This is a genomic window from Apilactobacillus kunkeei, from assembly GCF_001421115.1.
Classification (GTDB): domain Bacteria; phylum Bacillota; class Bacilli; order Lactobacillales; family Lactobacillaceae; genus Apilactobacillus; species Apilactobacillus kunkeei_F.
The window spans coordinates 315,838-329,435 of the sequence record NZ_JXCW01000004.1; the positions used below are offsets into that span (position 1 = coordinate 315,838).

Consider the following 13,598-nt stretch of genomic DNA (forward strand, 5'->3'; position numbering starts at 1 on the left):
ATAACAATTATGGTTTGATTCCGTGCATACCAATCATCGGATCAACCTGATTCAATAAAATCATGTCCTTAGTTAAGCGGTATGATTTTGGTTTGTCATCGAATGTTGCCTCGTCAAAAGGTGATTCCTCATCCTCATCAGTTACCACATTATTTTGAGTAGTATCTGAAATTGAATCAGCTTTAGGTTCTTCCACCGGTTTATTATCAACAGGTGTTTCTGCCTTCTTTTCTTCATCAACTTCTTTAACGATACTACTTTGGTCGTTAACAGATGTTGTCACTGGTTTGACTTCACCATCCAACAATGATTGGATTCGTTGCATCAAACTAGTATTTCTGTTGTCAGATTCACTTTGTGCACATGATAAGAATGAATTGTAATCCCCAATCATAATCAAGGTATCACTGGCACGAGTAATCGCTGTGTACAACAAGTTCTTTTTCAACATCTTGGTAAATTGCGGAACGATTGGCAAGATAACCATCTTGAATTCGCTACCTTGAGCCTTATGGATGGTTGTACAGTAAGCCAATGTGATTTGAATCCAATCTTTACGTTGATAAGTTACTTCGCTTTGATCAAAGGCAACAGTAATCTTATCTAGGCTTTGCTTACTTCCCTTTTCAATATCGATAATTTGACCGATATCACCGTTGAAAACATTATCTTCGGGACTATTTACCAATTGTAAAATCTTGTCACCTAAACGGTAATGAATTCCACGGTATTCGACTTGGTTATCGGTATTGTTAGGATTCATAATTTGTTGAATCACTTCGTTTAAATGATTAACCCCAGCATTACCACGATACATTGGCGATAGGACCTGAATGTCGGTTGCACTAAAACCCTTTTGCTTAGCGCGCTTTACGATTTGTTCGATTACCGAACTCATTTGGTTAGCGTTACATGGAATAAAACTACGGTCTGATTGCTTATCGTTAAAGTCATCAGGTAATTTCCCTTGTTGAATACTGTGAGCTAACGGAATAATGGTTGAGTTGCTATCTTGACGATAAATGGTGGTCAATTGCATGCTATCAATTCTCTTTGAATTCAATAGATCAGTGAAGACCTGACCTGGTCCAACTGATGGTAATTGATCCTTATCACCAACAAAGACAACCTTCATTTGGTTTGGAATAGCGCGTACTAACGCTCTGAATAAGAAGGTATCAACCATCGACATTTCATCAACGATTAACAAGCCACCCTCGATGTCTTGGGTACCTTCATCACTATCTTCATAACCGTTTAATCCCAGTAAACGGTGAATAGTACTGGCGGGAATTCCTGTGGTTTCCTGCATTCTCTTCGCAGCTCGACCAGTTGGTGCTGCTAAAAGAATTGGAAATTCACGTTCCTTGTACTTGTTAATATCCAAAGATAGGTCGTTTAAATAAGCGTACAAGTAAATGATTCCCTTGATGATGGTGGTCTTCCCGGTTCCTGGACCACCGGTTAGTAGGAACATTTGTGACTTGATGGCTTGTTTTAACGCATTGGTTTGTGATTCGTCATAGCTAATATTTAGTTTCTTTTCGATTAAACGAATCTTCTTATCAATTGTCTTGTCATCAAATTTCTTAACAACTGGGTTCTTGATAATTCGACTGATGTGTTCGGCAATGCGCCATTCATCATCATATAATTCCTTTAAATAAACACGGTCCTCTTCACCAACAATCTTTTGGTTCTTGGCTAGCTCTAAAAATTGCGCGGATAAGTCTTCGCCACTAACTGGTTCAGCATTACCGTTATTCAATAATTTTAGCGTTTCTTCGAGGATTGGACCGGTTTGAGTGTAAGTATCCCCATTACGTAAAGAAAGCGTCTTAAGGGCTGAAATTAGCCCCGCACGAATTCTTCCAGGATTGTTTGCAGACATCCCCATTTGTTTGGCAATATCGTCAGCCTTTTTAAAACCAACTCCGTCGATATCTTCAACCAACTTGTATGGGTTTTCTTGGATTACCTTTAGGGTATCCCCCTTGTACTTGTTATAGATTGCAGAAGATAGACTGCTCCCAAATCCATAACTGTTTAATCCAATAATCACCTGTTCCATCCCATTGTTCTTGTTCAATGTTTCTAACACAGTTGATTTTTGTTTATCGGATAATCCGGCTCGATCCAACAATGAGTTGTTTTCCAACACGTCTGAAATTAGATTGGTGCCTAAAGCATCCACCATTCGTTTAGCGGTTTGCTTACCAACTCCCGGAAAATTGTCACCAGATAGGTATTCGACTAGTCCCTCTTTAGACGTTGGGACCGTGCTTTGATAGTTATCTGATTTGAATTGCTTTCCGTACTTTGGGTGGTCGACTAATTCACCATAAAATTGATATTCGCTTTCTTCAGCAATATCCGCAAAATTACCAGTAATTACAATTTCATCTTCATGCCAATCTGAAATATTTGTTTCGGAAATTTTTACCAATAGCACCTTAAAGAAGCTATCGGGACTTTCAAAGAAAGTAGCCGCAACTTTACCTTTTATAAATAGCTCTTGATTGTCTTCAATATGTTCGTCATTGTCGTCTACTGAGAACAAATTCATTGATTCTGCCACGGCTTATCTCTCCTTATTTTTTACCATTTTTTACTTGAATAAACTTTTCAATATCTGCTAGACGCTTTTGTCCCTTTTCAAAGTACTTAGGATCTTCTCGTTTAGCGGTTTCAAAGTATTGGTTAAAGTCTTCTTCCAATACCATTGCGACGATTCCACGATCAAAGTTGGCCTTACCGTCCTTTGGTTTAGCTTGTAGGACCTTGTCATAGAATTCTGCTGCTTCACTGAAGTTTCCTAAAGCTAATAAACTACTTGCCAGTAGATAGTTTATTTCTGGGTCTTGTCTTCTAAAACCTTGTGCGGTTAGCGCAAATACGACCGCTTTTTTGTAATCTTCCTTAGCCATGTAGCTTTGTGCCAACATGATGTAGGCATCGGTCTTCATGTCACCGTCAGATAGGTTGTTAAATTGTTCAATCGCCTTATCGTATTCTCCGGCTGCATAGTAGACGTTCCCTAGTCCGTATACCAAAGTTTCTTTGGCCTTCTTACTTCTGTCAGCGAATAAACCTAAGGCTTTCATCATTAGTTCTTCGGCTTGGGTGTAGTTATGTAATTGAACTAAAAAACTTCCTAAGTCGTAGTAGGTACGGTAATCATCTGGATGATTATCGATATCTTCAACTAATTTATGAAGAGTTTCATCGGCCTTTTTTTGTTGTTCTTCTCGTTTCTTTTCAACCGCTTGTTGCTTTTCTTTAATTTCTTCAGACTTTTGATCCATTTTAATCACCTACATATTAAATTACGTCAGTTTTATCAGTTTTCTTTGTAAGATATTCAGTATTATTCCAGCTTACTAGTTCAAATGACTTTCCGCCATCGGTTGTTTCTAGAATGGTTGTACTAGTGTTAGCTAGTCCACCACGTTTTCTTAAATCCTTAATCTCAACACCCAAAAGTGAATTGATTAGTGCGTTTAATGCAGCACCGTGGCTGAAAATAATCACGTTATCTTCATTATCGTTTTCATTTACAACACGTTTAATAGCATACTGCATTCTGCTAATTACGTCATTAAAACTCTCTCCACCAATTTCGTTGGCATCGTATTTTTCTGGATGATTTCTGAAATTGTCAAAACTTTGCGGAAATTGTTTTTTAACATCGTCAAACTTTTGGCCTTCCATCTTACCTAAATGGAACTCTTCAAATCGGTTCCATAGACTCAATTGAGGTTTGCGATGGAAGTGTTGGATAACTCTATAAGCGGTAATGCGCGCACGCTTAATTGGACTGGAATAAGCATGACTAAACTTAACATCTTTTAGGTACTCACCTAATTGATCCATTTGTTTATAGCTTTCCGGCAACAATTCGGAGTCTCCTCCGGCACCTTGATATCTGCTTTCTAGATTCCATTCAGTTTTTCCATGTCTTACAAAGTAAAGTTTCACTTTTATCCCTCGTTCATTTTGATTTATATATATTATCTCAATTTATGCGGATAAATTCAAAGTTTATATAAAAAAAGATGCTTAATAAATAAGCATCTTTTGGTTTTAAATGTATTGTAATTCTTTATCGTCTTGGTATGCTGCATCGATAATTGCTGAACCTAGACATTCATCACCATCGTAGAATACAACGGCTTGTCCTGGTGTAACGGCTCTTGCAGGATCATCAAAATCAACACGTAGTGACTTACCATCATCGTTTAGATGAACAGTTACACCAACGTCTTTTTGACGATATCTGAATTGAGCTGTACAACGGAAGTCGTTACCACGATCATCAATGTCATTAATCCAGAAAATATCTGAAGCTTCTAGGTAATCTGCGTATAGGTGCTTGTTTTCATAGCCCTTACCAACATACAAGATGTTCTTTGAAAGGTCTTTTCCAACTACGAACCATGGGCGGTTATCTTTACCGTCTCCACCGATTCCTAATCCCTTACGTTGACCAATTGTGTAATACATTAGGCCATCATGGTTACCCTTTTCTTCACCATCAAAAGTCATCATTTTACCAGGAGTTGCTGGTAAGTAGTTACTTAAGAATGACTTGAAGTTCTTTTCACCGATGAAACAGATTCCCATTGAATCCTTCTTTTCAGCAGTGGCTAGACCAGCTTCTTTTGCAATTTCACGAACCTTAGGCTTTGGCATGTCACCTAGTGGGAACATAACGCGGTCTAATTGTTCTGCGGATAATTGACTTAAGAAATAAGTTTGGTCCTTGTTGTCGTCGCTTCCGCGAAGCAAGTGGTTGTGCCCATCTGAATCACGTTGTAAACGAGCATAGTGACCAGTAGCGATGTAGTCTGCACCTAAATCTAAGGCGTAGTCTAAAAACGCTCTGAACTTAATTTCCTTGTTACAAATAACATCGGGATCTGGAGTTCTACCTTTTTTGTATTCATTCAAGAAATAAGTGAAAACGCGATCCCAATATTCTTTTTCAAAATTAACAGAGTAGTAAGGTATTCCGATTTCTGAGGCAACTTTGGCTACGTCCTTGTAGTCTTCTGTTGCGGTACAAACACCGTTTTCGTCAGTGTCGTCCCAGTTCTTCATAAATACACCTACAACGTCATATCCTTGTTGCTTCAAAAGGTAGGCGGTAACGGATGAATCCACTCCACCTGACATTCCGACAACAACACGGGTATTACTATTGTCTGCCATTTAAAATCACCATCATTTCTTTTAGATTCTTAGAATCTACGATTTGAAGGTCGTATATTCCATAAAAAATATGATAACCCATTTACTGCACTAATTGCAATGAAGATGCAAAAAAGAGGGCTATTAAGCCCTCTTTTTAATTATTTTCTCACGAAAACTTTTCTTTCCACAAAGTTATCCATCAAGAAATTAAATTGTTCAACTAATGCATCAGCATTTTTGTTGGTAAAAATATTAACCTTATTTAAACCATTTGCAGTAATGGTGCTCATCTTGAATGTTTTTAAATCACTCTTAAAAACAATCTTTAACTTGATACCATTGTAAGGATCTTCAGGATCTAATGTTCTTTCAAATTGAAAATTACCAGCATTAGTCTTTACAAAACCCATGTCAGATAGTGTGAATTTTTTGATTTCAGGACTAACTGCGTATGTTTTAGAATCACCTTGTAATTGATTTGCTGTTTCAAAAGCCATATTAGTCAACCTTCTTTATTCTCTTAATTACCTTTACTAATGCAGTGGTAAAGGCATCGATTTCTGAATCTGTTGTGAATTTACCGAAACTAATTCGAATTGATTGAGATGAACGATTGGTATCATTACCAAACATTGCCATCAAAACGTGTGATGGTTCAATGTTTCCAGCGGTACATGCTGAACCAGCTGAAATCGCAATTCCTTCCAAGTCCAAATTAGCCAAAATGATGTCTGAAGCAATGCCCTTAATCCAAATGTTAAATACATGTTGGACCGGGTTGTCTTCGACAGTTCCGTTAACAACGAAATCAATATCATTATCATTTAAAGCATCAATGATTTGATGTTTGAATCCATAATAACGATCGTGTAGTTCGTGCTTTAATTCAGGTGTAATTTGAGAAACCGCGGTCGCAAATCCGGAAATTGCAGGAATGTTTTCTGTTCCGGCACGACGCTTCTTTTCTTGGTCTCCACCTTTTACAAAACTTGGAAAATCTACCCCAGTTCGTCTGTATAAGAAACCAGTCATCTTAGGACCATTAATCTTATGAGCAGATGTTGATAGTAAATCAATGTGATCCTCATTTACATCAATATCCAACAATCCATAAGCTTGAACGGCATCGGTATGGAACCATGCCTGATGGTCCTTTAAGATTTCACCAATTTCGTGAACTGGCATGTGAGAACCAACCTCATTGTTAGCAGTCATGATGGTTACCAAGATGGTATCATCGTCTAATGCATCCTTGAAGTCGTCTAAACTAATTACCCCAGTTTCATCAACTGGTAGGTAAGTTACTCTAAAACCTTGTTCTTCAAGATAGGCAAGTGGCTTTAACACTGCTTCGTGTTCAATGGCAGTTGTAATAATATGGTTTCCTAAATTCTTTCTTGCTTCAGCAGTTTGAAGAATCGCGGTATTATCGCTCTCACTACCACCACTTGTAAAAATAATTTCGTCTGGCTTCGCATTAATACTGTTGGCGATAATGTCTCTACTATCTTCCAATACGGTATGAGCCTTTCTACCGATGCTGTACAAAGTAGAAGCGTTACCGTAAACGTTTTGCATCTTATCGTACATGTCATCCAAAACGTTTTTATCGATTGGAGTGGTAGCGGCATTATCTAAGTAGATTTCAGTCAAGTATACCTAAACCCCTTCTATTTTTGATTTGCGAATAAGTCTAATAACATTTGAGCAGATTTCTTACCTGCATCAATGATGAATTCGTCAAAGCTACGATCAGCGTCACCGTTGGCGTTATCTGACATTGCTCTAACTACAACGTATGGGATATCAAATTGGTTAGCAACTTGTCCCACAGCTGCCCCTTCCATTTCACATGAAAGTGCGTCTGGGAAGTTCTGTAGAATGTTATCAATCACTGCTTGGTCAGCAACGAATTGATCACCTGTAACGATTAATCCCTTTTGAACGTTTAAACCAACTTCCTTAGAAGCTTCAGTAATTTCTTTTACCCATTTTTCTGAAGCTTTGAATCTTGCTGGTTGACCTGGTAATTGGCCGTATTCGTATCCAGCAGCTGTAGCATCAACGTCGTGGTATGCAGTTTCAGTTGAAACAACAACATCACCGACAGCTAAGCCTTGGCCAATTCCACCAGCAGAACCTGAGTTGATAACGATATCAACATCAAAGCTAGTAATTAATTGAGCAGTTGTTAAACCTGCTTCAACTTTACCAATTCCTGAACGAACAAGAACAACTTCTTGTCCAGAAATGTTACCTTCGTAAAAAGTCATTTCTTTGATGTCCACTTTCTTAGTGTTGTCTAAGTTATCTAGCAATGATTTGATTTCTTCGTCCATTGCACATAAAATTCCAAATTTCATAAATATCTCCTTAAGGATTAACGTAGATTAGTATTAAGTAAACGATAATGATTGCAAGAATTAAAAATGCAATTGCCCAGTTAAGTCTTCTACCTAAACGTTTTGTCTTTTGTTCGGTTGTCATTGCATGAGCCTTACCCTTTTTTTCTTCGGGTCTAATTCTCTTCAATGAAGGTTGATCAACTGGTTCGTCTCTTTTTATAAAATCATCGTCAATATAATTTCTTTTTTGACTATTTTGATACTCTTTTCTAGTTATCATATTGGACTTGCTCCTTTATTAATTAAAGACCAATCTTATCATGTAACTTCCAATAATAAATAGCAGTAATTGTCTTAGCATCCTCGATTTCGCCACTTTCAATCATTGCCATGGCTTCATCAAGTGAGTATTCCTTAATTCTCAAGTATTCACCCTGATCTCTTGGTAATTCATCTTCAACTGGTTCTAGATCAGTTGCCAAGTATAGGTCCATATATTCGTCACAAAATCCAACACTTGAATAAAATCCGGTGATTCGTTTGATGTTGTTAGCCTTGTATCTAGTTTCTTCGTTCAACTCACGAACTACAGTGTCCAAGGCAGTGCCATGGTCTCTACTATCAACTTTACCGGCAGGAATCTCGATTGTTTCTTTAGCAACAGGAGCTCTCCATTGGGTTTCTAATAACATCTTGTTGTTCTTAGTTAAGACTAAAATACCAACGGCATTGGAATGATGAACAACATCTCTAGTTGATGTTTCACCATTTGGCAATTCAACTGTTTGTTTTTCAACGTTGATAATTGCGCCATCGTACTTAGGCTCAACACCTAGTACCTTTTCCTCTAAATCCATAATATCAGCCCTTTTTTAGTTATATATTCATTCTATATATATTTAATTATTTTTTCAATGGACTGACTAATCAATTACGCGAATTTTGACAGCTTGTGGTCCCTTCATGCCTTGTGCAATTTGGTATTCCACTTGTTGACCAATTTCAATTTCATTTCTAGTCTTGTTTTCGACCGCTGAACCATGGAAGAATACCTTGTTCTTGTCTTCGCCCTTTAGAAAACCAAAATCGTGATCCGGGTTAAAATTATTTACTTTACCTTTAATCATATTATTTCTCCTTAAAAATAAAAAACTGGGATAATCCCAGTTTTTTATCGATTATTCTTCGAATCCTTCAGTAGCTGTTTCTGGGAAGTTATCACGCACAATCTTAGCACAACGTGCACAGAATTGTGGATAATCTGCATCAGAACCAACATCTGTAGAGATTAGACGACAACGTTCACAAGTGTCACCTTCAGCATGTTCAACCACGATTGAAACACCGTCGTTAAAGCTTTGTGCATCACTTGGAGCATCAGCTAAATCTTTAACTTCTAGTTGTGAAACCATCAAGATTTGACCAACATTTGTGTGTAGGTTATCTAGTAATGATTTTACTTCATCATTTACAAATAATGATAGTTTAGCTTCTGAAGCCTTACCAATTAGCTTGTTATTTCTAGCTTCTTCCAATGCCTTTAATACATCATCTCTGACTTCCATGAACTTGTGCCAGTTTGAGGAAAGTTCATCTGCACCAGGTAAGTCCATTGGTTCTGGCATTTCTGATAGTTGAACGAATTCTTCTTTTTCAGATAAGAATGGCCAGATTTCTTCAGCAGTGTGAGGAAGAATTGGTGTAATTAATTTAGTAATTGCAACAGCTGCATTGTATAGAACTGTTTGCATTGATCTTCTTTCGGCACTATCTTCGGAGTAGATGTATAGGATATCCTTAGCGAAGTCTAGGTAGAAAGCAGAAAGATCAGCATTGATGAATGAAAGTAGACGACGGTTTAGACTTAGGAAGTCAAAGTTGTCGTAGTCTGCCTTAATGTCTTTTACGAAGTTGTTTAACTTAACCATCATGTATTGGTCAGCTGACTTCATGTCTGCAAAATCAACGCCGTTTTCCTTAGGATCAAAGTCAGAAGTGTTGGCAAGCATGTATCTCATGGTATTTCTAATCTTCTTGTATGAATCAGAAATCTTAACAAAGTTTTCCATTGATACACGAACATCGGCAGAAGTATCTACAGAAGTTACCCATAGACGAACGATTTCTGCACCCATCTTCTTAATAACTTCATCAGGAGCAATTGTGTTACCAAGTGATTTACTCATCTTGTGACCTTCACCATCAAGAGTGAATCCTTGTGATAATAATTGCTTGTATGGAGCCTTACCGCTAAATGCAACACTAGTAATTAAACTTGAGTTGAACCATCCACGGTATTGGTCAGAACCTTCTAGGTATAGGTCTGCAGGGTATGTTAGGTAATCACGTTCGGCACAAACACCTTGGTGTGATGAACCTGAGTCAAACCATACATCCATGATGTCGTTTTCCTTAGTAAACTTACCATTTGGTGAATGTTCACTAGTGAAGCCTTCTGGTAATAGGTCTTTAGCTTCTTTTTCGAACCAAATGTCTGAACCATGTTTTGCAAATAAGTCTGCAACGTGGTCAGTAGTTTCTTTAGTGATGATAGGAGTACCATCTTCACCGTAGAAGATTGGTAGTGGAACACCCCAAACACGTTGTCTTGAGATTACCCAGTCACCACGATCTTTAATCATGTTGTATAGACGTTTCTTACCCCATTCAGGTTTGAATTGAACGTCTTCGATGGCATTTAGAATGTCATCTCTAATCTTATCAACAGAAGCAAACCATTGATCAGTAGCACGGTAAATGACCGGCTTCTTAGTTCTCCAGTCAAATGGGTAACTATGAGTGATTGGTTGGTACTTCAATAATAAGTTCTTTTCTTTTAACTTGTTTAATGAAATTTCGTTTGCATCATCGTAGAAGACACCTTCGAAATCTGGACCAGCTTCCTTAGTTAGGTAACCTTGTGAGTCAACATCAACAAAGATGTCTAAGCCGTATGATTTACCAACGTAGTAGTCATCTTCCCCAAAACCAGGAGCAGTATGAACTAAACCAGTACCAGTATCGATAGTAACGAAATCACCTAGCATGGTTAATAGTTGTCTGTCCATAAATGGATGTTGAGCTAATACACCTTCTAGTTCTTGACCTCTTACCGTCTTTACGATTTCGTAGTCTTCCCAACCGAATAATTCGGCATCTTTTTCAACTAATTCTGCAGCTAAAACAAACTTACGATCATCGTTAGCTGGTTTAACAACTGCGTAGTCGAAACCGGCATCAATTGTGATACCCATTGAAGCAGGAATGGTCCATGGAGTAGTAGTCCATACAACCATGTATGTGTTATCTTCGTCTAAAACACCTTTACCATCGACAACCTTTTCAGCGTAGAAAGCTGAAGATGATTCGATATCGTGGTATTCAACTTCGGCTTCAGCTAGAGCTGATTCTGAAGACCATGACCAGATAACTGGTTTCTTACCACGGTAGATTAGACCCTTTTCAGCCATCTTACCGAATACACGAATTTCAGCGGCTTCAAATTCAGGCTTTAGAGTTAGGTATGGGTTGTCCCATTCACCAGTAACTCCTAGACGTTTGAAACCTTCTCTTTGACGATCAACTTGCTTCAAAGCATATTCATGACAAAGTTTTCTGAATTCGTTAGTATCCATTTTCTTTCTGTCATATCCAGCTTGAGTAAGCTTTTGTTCGATTGGTAAACCGTGAGTATCCCAACCTGGAACGTAAGGTGCTCTAAATCCGTTCATTGACTTGTATCTTACGATAAAGTCCTTTGAAATCTTGTTTAAAGCGTGTCCCATATGAATGTCACCATTAGCATATGGAGGTCCATCATGAAGTACGAATGATGGTTTTCCTTCGTTTAGTTTTTGTCTCATTTGGTAGACGTGATTGTCTTCCCATGCTTTTTGTCTTTCAACTTCTTTAACAGGTAAGTTTCCACGCATCTTAAACTTGGTCTTACCTAGGTTCAAAGTATCTTTTACACGCATAACACACACTCCCTTTTCAAATTATAAAAAAAGAAGACTTCATCACAAGGGACGAAGTCTTCCGCGGTACCACCCAAATTAGGACATTAAAAATAATATCCCATCTTTATTTACTACATTAAAAGAGATTAGCCAGAGGTGATCTGCATAGAATGATTTACAACTGACCTTCCACCATTTGTCAGCTCGCTATATTGTGTCGAATTCTAAGCTTTCTATTCTCTATCTCAAGTTATTCAATTGCTTTGAATGAGCCATCAGGATAAATCTTAATAGTTGCATCTGCTGGCATTTCTTTACCTTCAGATTGTACAACTGTTTCCTTAAAATTGTCAAGGTTATTAATTTGTTCGTTAACCTTGTCGAAGTTACCGTCAATTCCGGAAATCATTTGATCCCATTCTGGACTGTTAACAAATTGCATTTGGCTTTCAAGTAAAGTTCTGATCTTTTCTCTGAATGATTCAGTAGTCTTTCTTAAATCATCATTTGCAATAAGTAGTGCTTTAGATTGGTTTGAGATATTTTCAACGATGTCTTTAGCCTTAACGCTAGCATCATTCAAAATTTCATCAGCTTGTTTTCTTGATTGTTCAGTTACGTTGTTGGCTTCGTTTTGAGCTTCAACTTTAACCTTATCAGCAGCATTTTGTGCAATGATAATTGATTGATTCAATGAATCCTTCATACCATTAAAGTATTTTAGTTCATCTTCAGTTTGTTTCAAACGGTTCTTCATATCGATATTTTCGGATAAAGTTAATTGGTAATCCTTGATAATACGATCTAAGAATTCGTTTACCTCGTCAATATTGTAACCTCTCATTTTTACAGAAAACTCTTTATTATGAATATCTTGTGGGCTAAGTACCATTGTATCTCTCCTCCAACCTATTTTTTTAATACAGAAATAATGGCTCTATATTTACCTTTTTTGGTTTGGCCTTCCTGACGCTTTAAACGAATGCGGCCGAATCTTCTAACCGATACAACATCGTGTGTTGTAATTTCGTAATCCGGTCGACTGTTTACCGCCCAGTTAAGGTGAACCTTTTGATGACTAACTAACTCTTTGGCATCATTTCTGGATATGTTAAATCCTTCCGAAATTAAGTTATCCATTCTAAATGATGATAGAGTAGTTGACTCATCTCTCCATTCATTTTCCGGCGTAATTACGTCCGAAAATTTTGTTTCAATCAGTGAAACCTTTGTTTTACCAATTGAGCTAATTTGCATTTTCAAGAAGTCAGCAATTTCTCTTGTGCATAGGAATTGCCATCTTGTACCGTCAGTTAAAATATCGCCAATTGTTGATCTCTCAACACCTGAACCTAATAAAGTTCCCAATATCTTACTGTGGCGTAATTTTGAGAACTTTACCGGATATCTAATTTCAAATAACTTAACTTGATAATCATCTTCAGATGGTTCGAAGTATTCAGGATATATCAAGCCACGTTTCATTTCCGAATTTGGATATCCCCCGAAAAAGGCGACTGATAAATCGCTATGGCGATTAACTAAGGTCGTTAAAATATAAACCTGTCTAGGGTTTAAAAACTTAGTTAGGATTGGACGATATTGATTAATTGACTCATCAATTAAATCTGCACAAGAATCGATGAACGGAACTTCTTCTTTTCTAAAATGCTGTTCAATATTTTTATCCATTTTATCTTAAACGTTCATTCATTTCTTTTCTGATTTCTCCGTCTACATAGTAGTTGTGTGGAGTGAAAAGAAAGACTAATTCAGAAATTCTCTCAATATTTCCATCAATAGTGAAAACAACTCCGTTTAAGAAATCAATAATTCTTCTAGTTGCTTCATCGCTAGCAGCATCAAAATTAATGATTACAGCATTGTTATCTATTAATTTTTGCGCAATTGTTTTTACATCAGCATAAATCTTAGGTTCAAAGACGGAAATTTTGCTATTACGACTTTGACTTGAGTTTTTGCTAATTGAAACTACCTTATCATTGTTCTCCACTTGGGAGTTATCTTCTTCGTAAAAGTCTTCGTCTTGATCGTAATCAGTTCCGAAGAATTTACTAAAACTAAACTTAGCTGTCATTTC

14 protein-coding genes are annotated in these 13,598 nt (G+C 37.3%); all 14 read right to left on the reverse strand.

Going from position 1 to position 13,598, the window contains the following annotated elements; genetic code table 11:
• Positions 1–7 precede the first annotated feature (7 nt).
• The 14 genes from recD2 to RZ55_RS04390 all read right to left on the reverse strand — a co-directional run bounded on the left by recD2 (position 8) and on the right by RZ55_RS04390 (position 13,595).
• Positions 8–2,578 (reverse strand): SF1B family DNA helicase RecD2, encoded by a 2,571-nt coding sequence (gene recD2, locus RZ55_RS04325; RefSeq protein ID WP_347230237.1) that lies wholly within the window; start codon positions 2,576–2,578, stop codon positions 8–10.
• A 13-nt stretch (positions 2,579–2,591) separates the two neighbouring features.
• The gene (locus tag RZ55_RS04330; protein ID WP_053792818.1) at positions 2,592–3,305 is read right to left on the reverse strand and encodes a tetratricopeptide repeat protein; all 714 of its coding nucleotides are present in this window, start codon (positions 3,303–3,305) and stop codon (positions 2,592–2,594) included.
• A 16-nt stretch (positions 3,306–3,321) separates the two neighbouring features.
• A complete protein-coding gene (locus RZ55_RS04335; protein ID WP_080997709.1) occupies positions 3,322–3,978 on the reverse strand; it encodes a histidine phosphatase family protein in 657 nt (218 codons plus the stop codon).
• Between the two features lie 105 nt (positions 3,979–4,083).
• The gene (mnmA, locus tag RZ55_RS04340; protein ID WP_054483598.1) at positions 4,084–5,211 is read right to left on the reverse strand and encodes a tRNA 2-thiouridine(34) synthase MnmA; all 1,128 of its coding nucleotides are present in this window, start codon (positions 5,209–5,211) and stop codon (positions 4,084–4,086) included.
• 140 nt (positions 5,212–5,351) lie between these two features.
• A complete protein-coding gene (locus RZ55_RS04345) occupies positions 5,352–5,690 on the reverse strand; it encodes a DUF1831 domain-containing protein (protein ID WP_053791868.1) in 339 nt (112 codons plus the stop codon).
• A 1-nt stretch (position 5,691) separates the two neighbouring features.
• Positions 5,692–6,846 (reverse strand): cysteine desulfurase family protein, encoded by a 1,155-nt coding sequence (locus RZ55_RS04350; RefSeq protein ID WP_054483600.1) that lies wholly within the window; start codon positions 6,844–6,846, stop codon positions 5,692–5,694.
• Positions 6,847–6,863: 17 nt separating this feature from the next.
• Entirely contained in the window at positions 6,864–7,556 is a 693-nt protein-coding gene (locus RZ55_RS04355) for a 5'-methylthioadenosine/adenosylhomocysteine nucleosidase (protein WP_057175857.1), read from the reverse strand.
• Positions 7,557–7,566: 10 nt separating this feature from the next.
• Positions 7,567–7,818 carry a hypothetical protein gene (locus tag RZ55_RS04360; RefSeq protein ID WP_057175858.1) on the reverse strand — a complete coding sequence of 84 codons (252 nt, stop codon included), beginning with the start codon at positions 7,816–7,818 and terminating at the stop codon, positions 7,567–7,569.
• 22 nt (positions 7,819–7,840) lie between these two features.
• Positions 7,841–8,395, reverse strand: a complete 555-nt coding sequence (locus RZ55_RS04365) for an NUDIX hydrolase (RefSeq protein ID WP_034534468.1) — start codon at positions 8,393–8,395, stop codon at positions 7,841–7,843.
• Positions 8,396–8,461: 66 nt separating this feature from the next.
• On the reverse strand, positions 8,462–8,665 hold the full coding sequence (locus tag RZ55_RS04370) for a cold-shock protein (RefSeq protein WP_034531780.1): 204 nt from the start codon (positions 8,663–8,665) through the stop codon (positions 8,462–8,464).
• A 51-nt stretch (positions 8,666–8,716) separates the two neighbouring features.
• A complete protein-coding gene (gene ileS, locus RZ55_RS04375; protein WP_057175859.1) occupies positions 8,717–11,515 on the reverse strand; it encodes an isoleucine--tRNA ligase in 2,799 nt (932 codons plus the stop codon).
• A gap of 232 nt (positions 11,516–11,747) precedes the next feature.
• Entirely contained in the window at positions 11,748–12,389 is a 642-nt protein-coding gene (locus RZ55_RS04380; protein WP_053791873.1) for a DivIVA domain-containing protein, read from the reverse strand.
• A 17-nt stretch (positions 12,390–12,406) separates the two neighbouring features.
• On the reverse strand, positions 12,407–13,189 hold the full coding sequence (locus RZ55_RS04385; protein ID WP_054483606.1) for an RNA-binding protein: 783 nt from the start codon (positions 13,187–13,189) through the stop codon (positions 12,407–12,409).
• 1 nt (position 13,190) lies between these two features.
• The gene (locus RZ55_RS04390; RefSeq protein ID WP_034534475.1) at positions 13,191–13,595 is read right to left on the reverse strand and encodes a cell division protein SepF; all 405 of its coding nucleotides are present in this window, start codon (positions 13,593–13,595) and stop codon (positions 13,191–13,193) included.
• Positions 13,596–13,598 lie beyond the last annotated feature (3 nt).

What these genes read in the sequence shown, in the direction of transcription:
- RZ55_RS04330 (WP_053792818.1), bottom strand. Translation starts at nt 3,305, where the DNA reads ATGGATCAAAAGTCTGAAGAAATTAAAGAAAAGCAACAAGCGGTTGAA.
- mnmA (WP_054483598.1), bottom strand. Translation starts at nt 5,211, where the DNA reads ATGGCAGACAATAGTAATACCCGTGTTGTTGTCGGAATGTCAGGTGGA.
- RZ55_RS04345 (WP_053791868.1), bottom strand. Translation starts at nt 5,690, where the DNA reads ATGGCTTTTGAAACAGCAAATCAATTACAAGGTGATTCTAAAACATAC.
- RZ55_RS04355 (WP_057175857.1), bottom strand. Translation starts at nt 7,556, where the DNA reads ATGAAATTTGGAATTTTATGTGCAATGGACGAAGAAATCAAATCATTG.
- RZ55_RS04360 (WP_057175858.1), bottom strand. Translation starts at nt 7,818, where the DNA reads ATGATAACTAGAAAAGAGTATCAAAATAGTCAAAAAAGAAATTATATT.
- RZ55_RS04365 (WP_034534468.1), bottom strand. Translation starts at nt 8,395, where the DNA reads ATGGATTTAGAGGAAAAGGTACTAGGTGTTGAGCCTAAGTACGATGGC.
- RZ55_RS04370 (WP_034531780.1), bottom strand. Translation starts at nt 8,665, where the DNA reads ATGATTAAAGGTAAAGTAAATAATTTTAACCCGGATCACGATTTTGGT.
- ileS (WP_057175859.1), bottom strand. Translation starts at nt 11,515, where the DNA reads ATGCGTGTAAAAGATACTTTGAACCTAGGTAAGACCAAGTTTAAGATG.
- RZ55_RS04380 (WP_053791873.1), bottom strand. Translation starts at nt 12,389, where the DNA reads ATGGTACTTAGCCCACAAGATATTCATAATAAAGAGTTTTCTGTAAAA.
- RZ55_RS04385 (WP_054483606.1), bottom strand. Translation starts at nt 13,189, where the DNA reads ATGGATAAAAATATTGAACAGCATTTTAGAAAAGAAGAAGTTCCGTTC.
- RZ55_RS04390 (WP_034534475.1), bottom strand. Translation starts at nt 13,595, where the DNA reads ATGACAGCTAAGTTTAGTTTTAGTAAATTCTTCGGAACTGATTACGAT.